We start from the raw sequence: 15,442 nt of genomic DNA on the forward strand, positions 1-15,442 counted from the left end.
TGGCCCGGTACGACGGCGTTTGAAAATTATTTATTTTTTGTTCATTTTTTCACTTGAAATTGGGAGCGAATTTAGTATACTAGCCTTGTAGACAAAATAAAAAGGAGTCTTAAATTATGAAAGCAGCAGTTATTCGCGATTCAGTTGACGGTTACGTCGATATTAAAGATGTTACCTTACGTCCTATCACCCACGGTGAAGCCCTAGTTAAGATGGAATATTGTGGTCTTTGCCACACCGACTTACACGTTGCCGCTGGTGACTTCGGTAAGCAACCAGGCCGGATCATTGGCCATGAAGGTGTCGGCCGTGTTATCCAAGTTGCCGATGACGTTAACAACTTAAAGATCGGTGACCGGGTTTCTATCGCTTGGTTCTTCAAGGGCTGTGGCCACTGTGAATACTGCTTGACTGGCCGCGAAACACTTTGCCGTAACGTCAAGAACTCTGGCTTTACTGTTGACGGTGCCATGGCTGAAGAATGTATCGTTGATGCCAACTACGCTGTCAAGGTCCCAGAAGGTTTGGACCCAGTTGAAGCAACTTCCCTGACCTGTGCTGGTGTTACCATGTACAAGGCTCTCAAGGTTGGCGAAACGAAGCCAGGCCAATGGGTTGAAGTTGTTGGTGCCGGTGGTTTAGGTAACTTGGCTATTCAATACGCTCACAACGTTTTCGGCGCCCACGTCGTTGCCGTTGATGGTAACCCAGACAAATTAGCTGCTGCTAAGGCAAACGGTGCCGAAGTCCTGATCAACCGTCATGACAACAACGTTGCTGAACAAATTCAAGAAAAGGTCGGCGGTGTTAATAACGCCCAAGTCACTGCTGTTAACAAGGATGCCTTCACACAATCCGTTAACGCTTTGAAGCCAGATGGTAAGTTAGTTGCCGTTGCCTTACCACAAGGTGACATGGAATTAAACATTGCCAAGACTGTTTTGGATGGTATCTCCGTTCGTGGTTCCCTGGTTGGAACTCGTCAAGACTTAGCCGAAACCTTCCAATTTGGTGCCGAAGGTAAAGTTCACCCAATCGTTCAGACCCGTCGTTTGGATGAAGTTAATGACATCATTGACGAAATGAAAGCTAACAAGATTGTTGGCCGGATGGTTGTCGACTTCACTAAGTAATTTAAGAAAATTCAATACTTCCATGAAAAGCCCGCTCTCCGTGACAGAGCGGGCTTTTTGCTGTTCCTTTCAGATGTACAATGCGTGCAGCGTCTTAAGATCCGCGACCGAGAGTTTTAAGTGGCCTTGATCCATAGGATACATGACCGAACGCCGGCTCTGACTGTGATCGAGTCCAATGGCATGGCCAACCTCATGAATGGCCACAGACGTCCGAATACCCGTCTCTGGGTGCGCCAGGTTCAGACCAGCATGGGCCCGATTGATAGTATAAGTTCCAAGACCAACGTAGTGTTCAATCTCGGGTCCCCCCTCGCCTAATTCCAAATAATTGGGCCGCTGGTCATCGGCCGCACGGTGATAGGTAAAGAAGGTAATGCCATTCTGGCGGCCCCGTGGCGTTCCCGGGACTAATCGCACAGCCCCAGTTTGATTGTACACCGCCACAGCTTTCTTGAAGGCTGGTCGCACCTCACTAGGAACCTTGGCATCAAAATGATAGTAATAGGTTCGCCGTAACGGATGCTCCCCAGCAATCTTTTCAATTGGCGTTGGTGCGCCATCTTTTGGCCGTGGAAGCACTGTCTCTAATTTCCGCACGACTTGTTTGGCCTCGATGAGACTTGCGTGAAAGTTCCGCGGCAATTCCCAAATTAAAAATACGACTGACACAACAAATATAACGAGCCGTCCCCAGCGACGTTTGGTCATCAGCAATCTCCCTTACTTCAATTGATTAAAACTAGTTTAGCCGGTTTCGACGCCAACCCCTAGAGATATTCGCTCACTTGCCCAAATTCTGTGCAGTTGACTTTCATTTTTGAGCCACAGAAAATTAGTCTTATTATAATTTAAGAATTCAATCGTCAAGACAACACAATTGTGCACAACCTGTCGATCATATGAGAATTTGCTAAAACTTCCAGAACCACAAAAAAAACGAACCCCATCGGGTCCGTCTTCAACGCTATTTAAATAGTTAGCAAGTCTGCTGGGGTCTTCAAGAAATACGTCGGCCTTTCAGCCTTAACTGATTCGGGATCTGCTGCCCCCCACATAGCTGCGGCAGTCGCCACTCCTGCATTGTGACCCATTTGCATGTCATATTTGGCATCACCAATCATGACACTCTCTGCCAAATCAAGATCAAATCGGCGAACCAGATTCACAATGCCATCTGGAGCTGGCTTGTAATGATCCACGGTATCGGACCCGCTGATCGCCACGAACGTCGACTCGAGCCCAACTTGTTTGAGGTTACGCTGGAGTGGCACCGAATGTTTACTGGAGACCACATAGAGATTGGCGCCTCGCTGTTTTAATTGCTTCAGAGTTGTGGCCATACCGTCGAATAAGGCGATACCTTCCCGTTCCGTCACATGGTACTGGGAACGAAAGACCGTGTAGAGATCGTCAAGGTCTTGATCACTCAAGGATTCCTGAGCCATCTTGGCAAAGGAGACCTCAATGGGAACGCCCATATAGCTCACCACAGCCTCACGACTGGGAACAGCCAACCCCTGAGCCTCATAGGCCCGTTGGGTCGACAACACAGCCACATTACGCGTATCGGCTAAAGTACTATCAAAATCAAAGAAGAAGTTCTTCATCTCACTCACCTCGTCAAATCATCCGCCAGCAATGCGGCTTGAATCGTCCGTAAGACGCCATCATGCTCGTTATCCAGACTGGTCGTTTGCGTAGCGGCCTCTCGGATTTTTGCCGGGGCATTGGCCATCGCCCAGCCCTGACCGGCATATGCAATCAAGGGGAGATCGTTATCACCGTCACCAAAAGCCATAATGTCCTCAGCTTCCACCTCAAAGTGACGCGCTAACCACTGAATAGCTTGAAGCTTACCAACGTTAGCCCCCACCACATCAACAACGCCATACCCGCTGTCATGGGCTCGTAGCCGGCCATCAAAGTGGCGATTGAGTGTCAGGACCAAGTCGGCCGCTTGACCCGGCGCCGTTGAAACACTGATCTTTTTGATACGATCAGACACCGTGGTCAAATCGTCAACCTGTTGGAGATTATCGTAGAATTTCGAAGCGGCATCCAAAAGCACCTGTGGCGCACCCGTCTCAGTATATGATCCATTTTGACCAACCAAGATGATGTAAGCATTCGCTAAGACTGCCTGCTGGCGATCAACAGTCAGAAATTGATGAACCTGTTCGGTTGTCAGACTCCCGTCGAAGACCTGGTGGCCTTTGAGATAGATGGAAGCCCCATTCTCCGCCACGATCGCTAAGTTGTCAGCCATGACGTCCTTGAAGAGTTGCTTCAGATGGGCAAACTGATTTCCAGACGATAGCACCAATTGAATGCCGCGCCGGTCAAGGGCTTGGAGCGTCTCTTTAAAGAGGTTCCGATTGAAGCTCTGGTCATTGTGTAGTAGCGTCCCATTTAAGTCGGTCGCAATTAATTTAGTTCCCAAAATTTCACTCCTCGGATAGTAGTCAGTGAGGTCATTATACCTGTTTTTAAATTGAAATGACAAAAAAACTCCCAGAAGCCGCGGACTTCATGGGAGTTTCTTATTGCTAATTCGTTAAAATTAGTTGTTTGCGTTCTTAACCGCAACGACCTGACGGCCATCGTAGAAACCGCAACTTGGGCAAACCATGTGTGACTTACGTAATTCACCACAGTTTGGGCAAGGAGTCAAACCTGGGGTAGCCAACTTAATGTGACCCCGACGCATACGCTTCTTCGTCTTAGACGTTTTCCGTGCTGGTACAGCCAAAGAAAACACCTCCTTTTAATAAAATTATATCCACTAGTGAAAAAATTTTTAAGGCTTACAAAGGCGATTATTGATCATCCTGATCAGGGAAGAAATCTTTTAACTTTGCAAGACGTGGATCAACTGATTGATTTTCCTTCTCGACCTTGGCAAGATCGGCTTCCGCAACAACCGCCCAGTCATCACCGGTTGGCATTGCGGCACCTTGCTTCTCGGTGTCTGAAAGAATGTGCATCGGAATCTGTAAAATAATGTTGTCCCCGATGGCCTTATCGAAATCGATTAGGTCATCCTTGACGACCATCACCACGTCGGTTTTCTCAAACCGTTGTGTGGCTTCAGGGTCGGACACATAAAATTCCGTCATGTTAAAGGCTACTGGTAAATCCACCGGTGTAAGTGACCGGCTGGATGGGACCGTTAAGTCCGCGGTAACCTGTGCGTCAACGACAATGTCACCACCCGTAATCACGGATACCTGACCCTTGACGTGGACGGGACCGAGGTCCAAGACCTCTTCGCCGTATCGTTCCATCAAATCGGCGCGTAAATCTAAGGTCTCATCAAACGCCAACGGGTCGTTACGGTGACTTCTTCGTAGCTCGGTCAATGACCATTTCATCGTAATCCCTCCAATGCAACGTGATAAATTATACCTGTCAAAAATAATGATGTCAAGGTAATTTCCTTGATAGTCGATCAGAATCCACCATTTTTACCGGAATTCGACCATAATCCTGAGGGATACCGGTAATCAGGGTACGAATCTCACCCAATCGATTATCCAGAGCACCCACCCCATTTAACCAGTCGCGGTCGGCACGACTGATCAGCGGTAAGGCAACTTGCTTCTTGATCTGGTGCAGGTATGCCTGCCCCCGATCCGTATACCCTAACACGCGTAAGTATCGCGGCTGAGCCCCCATTTCGGTGGGTTTGATCTGTCCCAACAAATAGGTTGCCTGCCGTTGCAAACGTGTATAGGTATAACGCTTGGTCTTTACGGCTTGCATGAAGGCAGCAAAACTCGAACTGCCTAATGCGGCCCGCTGCAGGCGATACTCGACACCCTCGGTGATCTGATAATGTTCTCGCAGATCCGTCACGTGCCCACTCACCAGCTGATATCGTAAGGCCGGCCAGAAATTCTCCCAGTCTGTCAGCTGAACGGCTTGTAAAGCCGCTAGCGTGCTCTCGGGGACGACCGGAGTAACTGCCCCCCAATCCTGCTTAAGGGCCGCAGAACGGATAGCAGTCGCACTGGCAAACGAGCTCGTTGCCGCGATCGTCTGATCACCATGCTGACTTCCCCGTCGAGACAGGGGCAACAATCCTAAATTGCCGTCTTGTTGCCGATTGGCCAACGCATAGAAGAAGCCCAAGATATCGTTTGGCGCATCGAGGGTAATGCCCGTCTGCTCCTTGAGATAGCCTTGAAATAAGGTGGCATAAGTCTGATCAAAACGCTTGAAGGTCGCCGGGTCCTGCGGAATATGGGCCATCAACCGATCGTAGTCCATATCTGGATGTTCGGTCCCAAAGGCCATCCAGTCGCAACCCAACGCCTGAAGGATGGCCACCCCACCCGCAGCAAAGAGATGCGCCGGTTGAACCGCTATGGCACTGGGTAGTTCGATCACCAGATCAACACCACCGGCCAAGGCTGCCTTAGTTCGTTGCCATTTATCCATGAGTGCTGGTTCGCCGCGCTGAACCCAGTTGCCACTCATCGCTGCGACCACCACATCGGCACCGGTCGCAGCTTGCGCCCGGTAAATCTGATCGGCATGGCCATTATGAAATGGATTGTATTCGGCAACAATCCCCACTGCATGTAACGTCATGTCGCTAGGCCTCCCGCGTAACCTCGAAGAACCAGCGGGTTGTATCTGGCGCAACCTCAGCCTGACCAAAGTCGGCACTCACCCGTTTCACAGTGAGCCCAGCTTGCGCCAGGGCTTGACGGTAATCCGCCAGGTCGTAGGTCCGCTCATGGTGGAGTTCCGTCACCTTACGATAGTCTCCAGTTTCTTCGTTTTGTGTAAAGAATGTCAAATCATGTTCGGCAGCATGAGGTTCATCTTCGATACCATAGCTAGTCCAGATAAAGGCCCGCTCATCATCAACGTAGTTATACATGTACCCTGGATAAACATCGTCCGTCTGATGCGGGGTAATCACGTCAAAAAGAAATTTCCCACCAACTGCCAGGTGCTGTTCAACCTGATGAAAGGCCTGTGTTACGGCGTCCAGATCCGGTAAATAACAGAATGAATCCGCAAAACACGTTACCGTCTGATAGGTACCAATCATTGACAGGTCGAGCATGTCACCGGCCATCAAGGGCATCGTGATTTCAGCTTCAGCCGCGTGTTTCGAGGCCAAAGCCAACATTTCCTCGGAGAGGTCCAAGCCACTAACTTGATACCCCTTCTGGGCCAATAGAACCCCCAGACGGCCACTCCCACAGGCAAGGTCTAATAAATCCCCGTCCTTCGGATCAACACGTTGGGCAACAAAATCCAGCCACTGATCGTACATGGCTGGATCAAACAATTCGTCGTAAAGCTCGGCAAAGGTTTGGTAAATCATGCCTCAGCCTCTACCCACTGGCCTAAGTCCACTTCAGGAGCATCGGACCAGAGCTTCTCTAAGTTATAGTGACCCCGCTGGTCTCGCTGGAAGACGTGAACGATAACATCGCCCAAGTCAATCAGGACCCAACTGGCCTCATTCTTACCTTCAACGTCCTTGATCGGCACGTTGTTGGCGTTCATTTGGTCCACAATCTCGTCGGCAATTGCTTGGACCTGACGGCTTGAACCGGCTTCCATGATTAAGAAGTAATCGGCCATGAGGCTAACCTTGCTCATATCCAACGCGGTCATATCCTCCGCGCGCTTATTGTCCGCAGCCTTAACTGCAATCTTTAGTACTGACTTGCTATCCATGCAAGCACTCCTCTCATAACTCATTTTAGTTTTGCTTTAATTCTTCTGCGTACTGGGGAACCCAGGCATTGTACGTATCCAGTGAGGCCGGGTAAACGGCCAAATCGTGGGCAACCAAATATTGGAGGGTGTGTTGCGCCTGAAAGGCAACGCCTGCCCCCAAGTTTTCGGCCGTGAGCTTCCGGGCAACATCGACCCCAGGAAAATCACGAGCCGGTTCGATGTAATCCGCCATGTACACAATCTGTTCCAGTGGCGTCATGTAGACGGCCCCAGTTGTATGGTGACGTACGGCGTTCAAAACATCCTCATCGTAGATGTGAAGCTCACGTTTGATGAGTTCCGCTCCCACGACACCGTGCCAAATGGCATTCCCATATTGACGAAGTTCTGCCGGCAAATGGTAGGCCGTAATGGCCGCCAAAAAGTCCTCGTCGGGTCGTTGCTTGGCGTAATCGTGAATCAGGCCTGCAATGCTGGCCTTTTCCATATCCACTCCATTTGCCTGAGCCAACGAGATGGCCGTCTGCTCAACTCGCAAGACGTGCTGAAACCGTTTAGGCCGCAACGCCTGTTTTAGTTCCGCGACGAGCGCCGCGCGAGTTCCAGGAAAAATATGTTGCTGATAATCTAACTCAGTCACGATATAACAGATGCTCCTTTATATAGAGATCCACCATTGTTGGTACCAGGTAACGAATGGATTGCCCCCGCCGTACCTGATCACGAACCATGGTCGAACTAATCCCAATCTGGGGCACATCCACCCAGAGAACCGGATACGGTGACTCGTGAGTGAATCCCTGCCGACAGACGCCGACAAACTGAACTAATTTCAAAAGATCATTGATGCGATACCACTTCGGCAGGTAGGCCACCATATCGCCCCCGATAATGAAGTAGTATTGATTCTCCGGGTGAGCCCGGGTTAATTGCAACATCGTGTCATACGAATAGCTCTTACCACCCCGCTCAACCTCAGTCAGCTCAAGGGAAAATCGTGGATTATCCTTGATAGCTGCCTTAACCATGGCAACCCGATCGGCTGCTGGAATGGCTATTTTACGGTCAACGTGTGGCGGCTCAGCATCGGGCATAAACAAAACCTTATCTAGCCCCAATTGGGTTGCGACTTGATCGGCGATGACGAGATGTCCCAGGTGCGGCGGATTGAAGGTTCCACCAAGAATGCCAATCCGGCGCTTCTTGGCGGTTGCCGCCATTTGTGTCGCAACCTGTGTACTCGTTTGCTCTGCAATTTTAACCACGACTGCCAGGCCTCCTACATGTTTTCAACGATTGATGAAATTCTTTGGTTTTCCTCATCCGTTGCTGGCCGGTACAGAACCAGGACGCGACCGATCGTTTGGACCACTTGAATCGACGTGTTGTCTTCGATAAAGGCCTTGGTTTCGTCAACCGTGACGTCAGCACTCTGTTGGAGATTAATCTTAATTAATTCGCGGTTTTCCAAAGCACCGGTTAGTTGATCTAACCAAGCTTCGGTTAAACCATTCTTCCCAACTGAGAAGAGTGGTCGCATGTTGTGGGCGTGGGCCCGTAAATAGCGTTTCTGTTTCCCTCGTAACAAATTGTCATCCTCCATTTAATTAAATCATTGCGCGACGTACTAGGACGCCGACTCCTGCTGGTGCCCAACCGGTCACATTGACACCGGCGGGAACGGTAATCCAACCCAGTCCTTCAAAGACCAGATCGCTTTTTTCAGTGATTTTAAATTCATGCGCAACCAAAGCTGGAAAATCGTCCACATTTTCTGCGTGAGGTGGTGTCAACAGTTGACCCACCTGTCGGCTGTAAAAGTCATCAGCGTTTTCCAACTTGGTGCGGTGAATGTAAAGATTATTTTCAAAGTAAGCCGTGAAACCAGCCTTAGGTCCCTTAGTATAGTCGAAGCGTGCCACCCCACCAAAGAACAGTGTTTGTTGGTCGTTCAACTGGTATTCCTTAGGCTTAACGGGTTTCTGTGGTGTCACAATCTTGAGGTCTTTACCATCCAAGAAGTGCGCCATCTGTTGGTTTTGAATGATCCCGGGGGTGTCGACTAAGACGTGGTCATCATCCAGCGGAATTTCAATCTTATCCAACGTGGTTCCAGGGAAGCGAGACGTCGTGATTAAATCCTTGACTCCGGTGTTTTGCCGGATGATCTGATTAATCAGCGTGGACTTCCCAACGTTCGTCACCCCGACGACGTAAACGTCGCGATCGCCACGGTACTTGTTGATGAGCTGTAGTAATTCGTCAACAGATTGGTTGGTCTTGGCACTCAACAGGGCCACGTCCATTGGACGGATACCCTGTTCATTGGCGCGTTGCCGAATCCAATCCTTCAGCTTACTACGCTTCAACGAGCGGGGCATCAGATCTTCCTTGTTCCCCACTAATAAGACGGGGTTATCCCCGACGAACCGGTGCAGACCAGGAATCACACTCCCATTAAAATCAAAGATATCGACGACGTAGACGATCAGCGCGTTGGCATCCTGAATCTGGGTCAGTAATTGTAAGAAGTCATCATCCGTCAGACCAACCGGTACGATTTCATTGTAGTGTCGTAACCGGAAGCATCGTTGACAATAGACCTCTTCTTTTTCAAGTCCCTTGTCGAGAGCCGACTGGGGCGTATAGCCAGGTGCCGTCTTGTCCGTCGTCTGAATAATCGCACCACAGCCAATACAATGAAGTGGTTCGCCATCAATTAAAACGGGTTCAGTGTGTTTTTCGTTCATCAAGATCCTCCTGCCAGGTTAATTCTGGATAATTGTGGTGTAACCGCCACAAAATGACTTTTTCTAAGAGCCGGTTTCCCTTGGTTACCCATGCGTCCGACTTCAAAATAGGTTTTACTAAGACACTTCTGACGCCGCTACGATGTGCAGCCCAGACGTCAGTCAAAATTTGGTCACCGACCATCACCGCTTCACGGCGGTTGAGGTGCCAGCGACGCAAGGCCCGCCGAATTCCCCAAGTGAGGGGTTTCAAGGCCCGATGTACATAAGGTAAGTCGAACGGCGCCACTGCACGGTCAACTCGAGCGCGACTGTTATTTGAGACCACAATCACCTGAATCCCGGCCATCTCAAGCATCGTCAACCAATGACGTAACTCGGGGGTCCCATCGGGATTGTTCCAAGCAATGAGCGTATTATCTAGGTCGGTTAACACCGCTTTGATGCCATTAGCCCGTAGTTGAGCCGGCGTCAAATCGTATATGTTTGTAACCATCCACGTTGGCTTGAATCTGGATACCATGCGGGTGACTGCCCCCCTTCGTCCAATTGCCGTTACCGGCTGTCTAGCATTTAATTATACGCAATTCCGGCCAATTTTACCACTCGGAACCGCCAGGATCCACGGCTAATTTCACACGGTAAAGTACGGATCGCGTCTCCCTGGAATAGAAGGCGCTTTCTCCTCCTTGGCCCCAGCCTCGTACTAATAAAAAAGACCCCGCTTAACAGCGAAGTCCCTTTCCATCGACTGAATTAAGCAGCCAATGCTTCTTTAGCTTGGTCAGCTAAAGCCTTGAATGCAGCCGCATCATTAACGGCTAAGTCGGCTAACATCTTACGGTTAACATCAATGTTAGCTAACTTCAAACCATGCATCAACTTGCTGTAGCTCAAACCATTGATCCGAGCAGCTGCGTTGATCCGAGTGATCCAAAGCTTACGGAAGTCACGCTTCGTGGCCTTACGATCACGGTAAGCGTATTGGTAACCCTTCCGAACTTGGTCCTTAGCAACCTTGAATAAACGGTGCTTTGAGCCCCGGTAACCCTTGGCTAACTTCAAAACTTTTCTACGACGTGCGCGTGTAACAGTACCGCCTTTAACTCGTGGCATAATCTTTTCCTCCTAAATCAATTCAAACATTATGTCGACATTTCGTCGACCCGAAAATCTAACGACTAGCTTACTTTTGTAATAATTGGTGGTAAGTCTTTAAAGTCGTTTCATCCATCATCCGGGTTCCACGAAGGTTCCGGCGTTGTTTCTTGGTCTTACCATGGAAACGGTGTTGCGTGTAGGCGTTACCACTCTTAAGGCCGCCATTAGCAGTTACTTTGAACCGCTTTGCTGCAGCACGGTTAGTCTTCATCTTTGGCATAATACGAAATTTCCTCCTTAAATTGGTAGCCGAGGCTACCCCATCAATTCTTACTTTTGTTCAGCGATGGGAGATAGCATGAGGAACATGCTTCGTCCATCCATCTTTGGTCGTTGTTCAACCGTCGCAACTTCAGAAGTTTCCGCTGCCATCCGGTTGAGCACCTGGCGACCAATGTCTTTATGGGTAATTGCCCGGCCCTTAAACCGAATCGATACCCGAACCTTTTCACCCTTAGCCAGGAACTTCTTAGCGTTCTTCAGCTTGGTGTTAAAGTCATTAGTATCAATGGTAGGACTCAGACGAACTTCCTTAACACTGACCACTTTTTGCTTTTTGCGCGCTTCGCGTTGCTTCTTTTGCAACTCGAACCGGTACTTCCCATAGTCCATAATGCGGGCTACCGGTGGCTTAGCTTTCGGTGCAACCAAAACTACATCGAGGTTCGCCTCTTCAGCGATCTGTAAAGCTTCACTCTTGGACTTAATGCCCAATTGTTCGCCATCATCGGCGATCAGCCGTACTTCACGTGCTCGAATCCCCTCGTTGACAATCGTGTCGTTTGCTATGGTAATCCACCTCCAAAATAATCTCGAGAACTTGCAGAAATCAACCCACAAAAAATGCGGGAACTTTTGATGAAAATCAAACAGCTCCCGCATGAAGTTCCATCGTAAAATGGAAATAACGTGCATATCCAGCCCAGTAACTTGCGTCGCTAGGCGAGAAGCGGAAGCCTCTGCTTAATTTCTCAACTTAACCATCATACCAGCTAGCCGATTCGATGTCAACGAGTTTTCGCTAAAGTTCGCTGATACCGGGGCTAGACACAAAACGAGGCCGTCTAAGCGCCCCCGTTTCTTCTATTCTCTGGTTGGCTACCAGAATTAAATTTAAATCTAGTTTTCTTCACGACTGTATGAAGCAATGTCACTCAGAATTTCCTTGACGAAGGCGTCACTACTCATGGAGTTACTGTCGTCTTCCCCGTACTTCCGGACAGAGACAGTGCCATTAGCCATTTCGTCTTCACCAACGACCAACGTGTATGGAATCTTGTGCGTTTGGGCGTCCCGAATCAGGTAGCCCATCTTTTCACCACGCTTGTCGACGTTAACCCGAACATCAGCAGCCTTTAATTCAGCAGCTAACTTGTCAGCGTAAGCCCCATGCTTTTCTTCGGAAACAGGAATGATGGTAACTTGTTTAGGTGCCAACCAAGTTGGGAAAGCACCCTTGTAGATTTCAGTCAGGTAAGCGGTGAACCGTTCCATCGTTGAAACCAAGCCACGGTGAATCATAACTGGACGGTGTTCTTCACCATCGGCACCGACATAGTGTAAGTCGAAGCGTTCTGGCAACATGAAGTCCAATTGGATAGTTGAGAGCGTTTCTTCGTTCCCAAGGGCCGTCTTGGTTTGGACGTCCAACTTAGGACCGTAGAAGGCTGCTTCCCCTTCGGCTTCAACGTAAGGCAAGCCAAGGTCATCCATGGCACCCTTCAACATCTTCTGGGCGTTGTTCCACATTTCATCGTCATCAAAGTACTTTTCAGTGTTCTTAGGATCACGGTAGCTTAACCGGAACGTGTAGTCCTTGATATCAAAGTCTTTGTAAACTTTAACCATCAAGTCCAGGATGCTCTTGAATTCGTCTTGGATTTGCTCTGGAGCAACGAACGTGTGACCATCGTTCAAGGTCATTTCACGAACCCGTTGCAAACCACTCAGGGCACCGGACTTTTCGTAACGGTGCATCATCCCTAATTCGGCGATCCGTAATGGCAATTCACGGTAAGAACGGATGTGGTGGTTGTAGATTTGAATATGGCTAGGACAGTTCATTGGCCGTAATTCAAGTTGTTCGCCATCACCCATGTCCATTGGTGGGAACATGTCTTCACGGTAGTGTGCCCAGTGACCGGATTGCTTGTACAGATCCAGGTTAGCTAAGACTGGCGTGTAAACGTGTTGGTAACCGTTGGCAACTTCCTTGTCGATGATGTAACGTTCGATCGTACGACGGATGGTAGCGCCATTTGGCATCCAGTATGGCAAGCCGGCACCAACCTTAGGATCAACGAAGAACAAGTCCAGTTGGTTCCCGATAACCCGGTGGTCACGTTCGCGAGCTTCTTGGCGCTTAGCTAAATCAGCGTCTAAGTCAGCTTGCTTGTAGAAGGCCGTCCCGTAGATCCGTTGGAGCATTGGATTTGAGGACTTGCCTTGCCAGTAAGCACCAGCAACGGAGAGTAACTTGAACTTCTTCACGTCACCCGTGTTAGCTAATTGGGCCCCGTCACTTAAGATTTCGTGGTCGCCAATCTTCAAGAAGTTAACTTGGTCGCCATCAACGGCTTTGATCAAGTCAGTCGTGTAAGGATCGTCCTTGGCCTTAGCCAAAGCGTCATCCTTGCTAACGGCGATGCGTTCGATAGTAGCCTTGTCGGCAATCAGCTTTTCAACGATTACGGCAATGGCGTCTAATTCATCAACACTGACTTGTTGGTCATCCTTGTCGGTATCCACGTAGAAGCCATCTTCGTCGGCACTAACTTCACCCAAACGAATGGCTGGGAATTCCTTCTTCAAGGCCATCCGAACTAAGGCGGCAGTCGTGTTCCGCAGAACAGTCAAGCCATCTTCGTCACCCTTCGTCACGATTTCGATACTGCCATCGTGTGCGATTGGGGTCAAATTGTCGATCAATTCGCCATCCAACTTAGCGGCAACTGCCTTTTTCCCTAAGCTAATGGAAATCGACTTTGCAACGTCTTCTGGCGTGGTGCCGGCTGGAAATTCTTTAACGTTGCCATCTGGAAACTTCAATGAAATATCTGCCATAGTTTACAATCTCCCTTACTGATTTTGGGCCTGACTACGAAAAAATCCCCAGTGCCAAAGAAGGCACTGGGGACGTCATTAACGTGGTTCCACCCGATATTTTTCACGAGACTGGTCCCGTGAACTCTAATCGTCGCTAACGGAACGGACCGGTCGAAAATTTCCTTTCGACAGCTAAGAAAGCGGTAATGTTGGCGGGCGCTAAGTCGGCTTCCAATCTAGTCCGGCTCTTCCTGTAAACGACTCCGCCACCACCATGTCTTTCATCATAGCTCTTGTGGTTTCAAAGACTATTAAACACTTGCGGCCAAATATTGTCAAGGGATGGCTGCGAAAAAATTCGAATCAACGATTAGTTTGATAATAACCGTCGCCTCCGGGGCGGTGGCAATGGGCTGGAACGCCGAGGGCGGACGGCCAAAGCCACAGAACGGTCTTTAGCCTTGTCCTTGAGCCGCTCAGAATTGCGTCTCAAGGACACCAATTCTCTAACCGGCCTGGCCCCCTGCCGGCAAGAGAATTCCCACAGCTGAGCTCATTGTCACCACCCCTCCGCCTCACATTTTCGCTTTTTTTTAATCGACCACTAAAGTTTTCCTGCAATCTGCGTTTTTAAAACGTTTAAAGACCTCCAAAATAAAAACTAACCAACTCTGACAGATAAATCCGCAGCGATAGTTAGTTTGCAATTTATATTCAGTCTTACTGTGGCCGGCGGTTAACCCCAACCATCGTGATCTCACGAGCTAAGAAACGAATCCGTTGCATCAGCCGTTGGGCCTTCAGCGGTTCGTCATCTCCGCGTGTTGAGATCCGCAAATGTTCCTTCTCCAATTGAGCCATGGAGAAGTTGGAACTGAAGAAAGTTGGTAATTCTTCTTGCATCCGGTATTCCAAAATCACACCCAAAATATCATCACGTACCCACGCCGACATGGCGTCGGCTCCGATATCATCAATCATCAAAACAGGTGCCTTTTTCAGGGATTCCAATTTGTCAGCCACCCCATTCTGAGCAATGGCATTCTTCATTTCAACGGCAAAGCTTGGGAAGTGGACCAACGTCGTAGCGAAGCCATCCGTTGCCAGTTGATGGGCAACGGCAGCTAACAAGTAGGTCTTACCGACGCCGAAGCTTCCGGCCAGATAAAGTGCCTGGTGACGACGTTTAGGGTTGGCTTCGTAAGCGTCGATGAAGTCTAGGGCTGCCATTAATGCCTCCGCCCGATCGTCATCCTGATCAAAATTGGCCAGTGTGGCTTCCCGAATGCTCTTAGGCATTGCAATCGACTTCACCCGTTGACGAAGCTGTTGCTGGGCTTGACGTTCCTGCGTCTGCGCCGTGGGCACGTAGGCCACATCAATCAAGTGGTTGGAGACGATCAACTGCGGTTCATAACCAGCTGCAAACGTCTCACCACCATTAGCAACTTTCGCGCGCTCCGTCACGAATTCATAGAGCTTAGCCGCCGAACGTGTCAACACGTCCTCTGCCAATTCTCCCTCATGATCTTGTAGAAATTTTTTAACCTCGGGATCGTTCGTTGCTTTCGCCATCAATTGACGGTAATTGTCATTGAGATGACGTTGGTTCATCAGCTTTTGCATCGTCTTACTTAGGTCTTCCAT

At 49.4% G+C, this 15,442-nt stretch carries 19 protein-coding genes; 1 reads left to right on the plus strand and 18 read right to left on the minus strand.

The window, feature by feature from the left end:
* Positions 1-116 precede the first annotated feature (116 nt).
* Complete coding sequence (gene adhP / locus EKM70_RS06145; RefSeq protein ID WP_125546216.1) at positions 117-1,133, plus strand: alcohol dehydrogenase AdhP; 1,017 nt, start codon at positions 117-119, stop codon at positions 1,131-1,133.
* Between the two features lie 69 nt (positions 1,134-1,202).
* Here adhP and EKM70_RS06150 read toward each other — a convergent pair whose 3' ends face one another.
* The 18 genes from EKM70_RS06150 to dnaI form a co-directional block, all read right to left on the minus strand.
* Entirely contained in the window at positions 1,203-1,805 is a 603-nt protein-coding gene (locus EKM70_RS06150; protein WP_225416389.1) for a matrixin family metalloprotease, read from the minus strand.
* A gap of 299 nt (positions 1,806-2,104) precedes the next feature.
* Positions 2,105-2,743 (minus strand): HAD family hydrolase, encoded by a 639-nt coding sequence (locus EKM70_RS06155; RefSeq protein WP_125546220.1) that lies wholly within the window; start codon positions 2,741-2,743, stop codon positions 2,105-2,107.
* A gap of 5 nt (positions 2,744-2,748) precedes the next feature.
* Positions 2,749-3,576 (minus strand): Cof-type HAD-IIB family hydrolase, encoded by an 828-nt coding sequence (locus EKM70_RS06160; protein WP_125546222.1) that lies wholly within the window; start codon positions 3,574-3,576, stop codon positions 2,749-2,751.
* 120 nt (positions 3,577-3,696) lie between these two features.
* Positions 3,697-3,885, minus strand: coding sequence for a 50S ribosomal protein L32 (gene rpmF / locus EKM70_RS06165; RefSeq protein WP_057877966.1), 189 nt, complete (start codon positions 3,883-3,885; stop codon positions 3,697-3,699).
* Between the two features lie 67 nt (positions 3,886-3,952).
* Positions 3,953-4,507: a YceD family protein gene (locus EKM70_RS06170; protein WP_125546224.1), complete on the minus strand. Its 555-nt coding sequence runs from the start codon at positions 4,505-4,507 to the stop codon at positions 3,953-3,955.
* A 52-nt stretch (positions 4,508-4,559) separates the two neighbouring features.
* Positions 4,560-5,729: a nucleotidyltransferase gene (locus EKM70_RS06175; protein ID WP_125546226.1), complete on the minus strand. Its 1,170-nt coding sequence runs from the start codon at positions 5,727-5,729 to the stop codon at positions 4,560-4,562.
* Positions 5,730-5,733: 4 nt separating this feature from the next.
* Positions 5,734-6,477, minus strand: coding sequence for a class I SAM-dependent DNA methyltransferase (locus EKM70_RS06180; RefSeq protein WP_125546228.1), 744 nt, complete (start codon positions 6,475-6,477; stop codon positions 5,734-5,736).
* Positions 6,474-6,836 carry a ribosome silencing factor gene (gene rsfS, locus EKM70_RS06185; protein WP_125546230.1) on the minus strand — a complete coding sequence of 121 codons (363 nt, stop codon included), beginning with the start codon at positions 6,834-6,836 and terminating at the stop codon, positions 6,474-6,476. The genes EKM70_RS06180 and rsfS overlap by 4 nt, the downstream gene beginning before the upstream one ends.
* A gap of 25 nt (positions 6,837-6,861) precedes the next feature.
* Entirely contained in the window at positions 6,862-7,479 is a 618-nt protein-coding gene (yqeK, locus tag EKM70_RS06190) for a bis(5'-nucleosyl)-tetraphosphatase (symmetrical) YqeK (protein ID WP_125546232.1), read from the minus strand.
* Positions 7,472-8,104, minus strand: coding sequence for a nicotinate-nucleotide adenylyltransferase (locus EKM70_RS06195; protein WP_125546233.1), 633 nt, complete (start codon positions 8,102-8,104; stop codon positions 7,472-7,474). The genes yqeK and EKM70_RS06195 overlap by 8 nt, the downstream gene beginning before the upstream one ends.
* Before the next feature lie 14 nt (positions 8,105-8,118).
* Positions 8,119-8,442: a ribosome assembly RNA-binding protein YhbY gene (gene yhbY / locus EKM70_RS06200; protein ID WP_125546235.1), complete on the minus strand. Its 324-nt coding sequence runs from the start codon at positions 8,440-8,442 to the stop codon at positions 8,119-8,121.
* A gap of 4 nt (positions 8,443-8,446) precedes the next feature.
* Complete coding sequence (gene yqeH, locus EKM70_RS06205; RefSeq protein WP_125546237.1) at positions 8,447-9,589, minus strand: ribosome biogenesis GTPase YqeH; 1,143 nt, start codon at positions 9,587-9,589, stop codon at positions 8,447-8,449.
* The gene (locus EKM70_RS06210; protein ID WP_125546239.1) at positions 9,570-10,112 is read right to left on the minus strand and encodes a YqeG family HAD IIIA-type phosphatase; all 543 of its coding nucleotides are present in this window, start codon (positions 10,110-10,112) and stop codon (positions 9,570-9,572) included. Before EKM70_RS06210 ends, yqeH begins: the two co-directional genes overlap by 20 nt.
* 233 nt (positions 10,113-10,345) lie before the next feature.
* A complete protein-coding gene (rplT, locus tag EKM70_RS06215) occupies positions 10,346-10,705 on the minus strand; it encodes a 50S ribosomal protein L20 (protein ID WP_057877976.1) in 360 nt (119 codons plus the stop codon).
* Between the two features lie 70 nt (positions 10,706-10,775).
* On the minus strand, positions 10,776-10,970 hold the full coding sequence (gene rpmI, locus EKM70_RS06220) for a 50S ribosomal protein L35 (protein ID WP_057877977.1): 195 nt from the start codon (positions 10,968-10,970) through the stop codon (positions 10,776-10,778).
* 50 nt (positions 10,971-11,020) lie between these two features.
* Positions 11,021-11,545, minus strand: a complete 525-nt coding sequence (gene infC, locus EKM70_RS06225) for a translation initiation factor IF-3 (RefSeq protein WP_225416392.1) — start codon at positions 11,543-11,545, stop codon at positions 11,021-11,023.
* Between the two features lie 324 nt (positions 11,546-11,869).
* Positions 11,870-13,813: a threonine--tRNA ligase gene (thrS, locus tag EKM70_RS06230; protein ID WP_125546241.1), complete on the minus strand. Its 1,944-nt coding sequence runs from the start codon at positions 13,811-13,813 to the stop codon at positions 11,870-11,872.
* A 702-nt stretch (positions 13,814-14,515) separates the two neighbouring features.
* On the minus strand, positions 14,516-15,442 hold the full coding sequence (dnaI, locus tag EKM70_RS06235) for a primosomal protein DnaI (protein ID WP_125546243.1): 927 nt from the start codon (positions 15,440-15,442) through the stop codon (positions 14,516-14,518).

This window comes from Levilactobacillus lindianensis (assembly GCF_003946095.1).
GTDB lineage: Bacteria > Bacillota > Bacilli > Lactobacillales > Lactobacillaceae > Levilactobacillus > Levilactobacillus lindianensis.

Bases quoted from the DNA above. Each gene is read 5' to 3' on its own strand.
- EKM70_RS06175 (WP_125546226.1), bottom strand. From the start codon at position 5,729: ATGACGTTACATGCAGTGGGGATTGTTGCCGAATACAATCCATTTCAT.
- EKM70_RS06155 (WP_125546220.1), bottom strand. From the start codon at position 2,743: ATGAAGAACTTCTTCTTTGATTTTGATAGTACTTTAGCCGATACGCGT.
- EKM70_RS06180 (WP_125546228.1), bottom strand. From the start codon at position 6,477: ATGATTTACCAAACCTTTGCCGAGCTTTACGACGAATTGTTTGATCCA.
- yqeH (WP_125546237.1), bottom strand. From the start codon at position 9,589: ATGAACGAAAAACACACTGAACCCGTTTTAATTGATGGCGAACCACTT.
- yhbY (WP_125546235.1), bottom strand. From the start codon at position 8,442: ATGGAGGATGACAATTTGTTACGAGGGAAACAGAAACGCTATTTACGG.
- EKM70_RS06210 (WP_125546239.1), bottom strand. From the start codon at position 10,112: ATGGTATCCAGATTCAAGCCAACGTGGATGGTTACAAACATATACGAT.
- rsfS (WP_125546230.1), bottom strand. From the start codon at position 6,836: ATGGATAGCAAGTCAGTACTAAAGATTGCAGTTAAGGCTGCGGACAAT.
- adhP (WP_125546216.1), top strand. From the start codon at position 117: ATGAAAGCAGCAGTTATTCGCGATTCAGTTGACGGTTACGTCGATATT.
- thrS (WP_125546241.1), bottom strand. From the start codon at position 13,813: ATGGCAGATATTTCATTGAAGTTTCCAGATGGCAACGTTAAAGAATTT.
- rpmI (WP_057877977.1), bottom strand. From the start codon at position 10,970: ATGCCAAAGATGAAGACTAACCGTGCTGCAGCAAAGCGGTTCAAAGTA.
- dnaI (WP_125546243.1), bottom strand. From the start codon at position 15,442: ATGGAAGACCTAAGTAAGACGATGCAAAAGCTGATGAACCAACGTCAT.
- EKM70_RS06170 (WP_125546224.1), bottom strand. From the start codon at position 4,507: ATGAAATGGTCATTGACCGAGCTACGAAGAAGTCACCGTAACGACCCG.
- rplT (WP_057877976.1), bottom strand. From the start codon at position 10,705: ATGCCACGAGTTAAAGGCGGTACTGTTACACGCGCACGTCGTAGAAAA.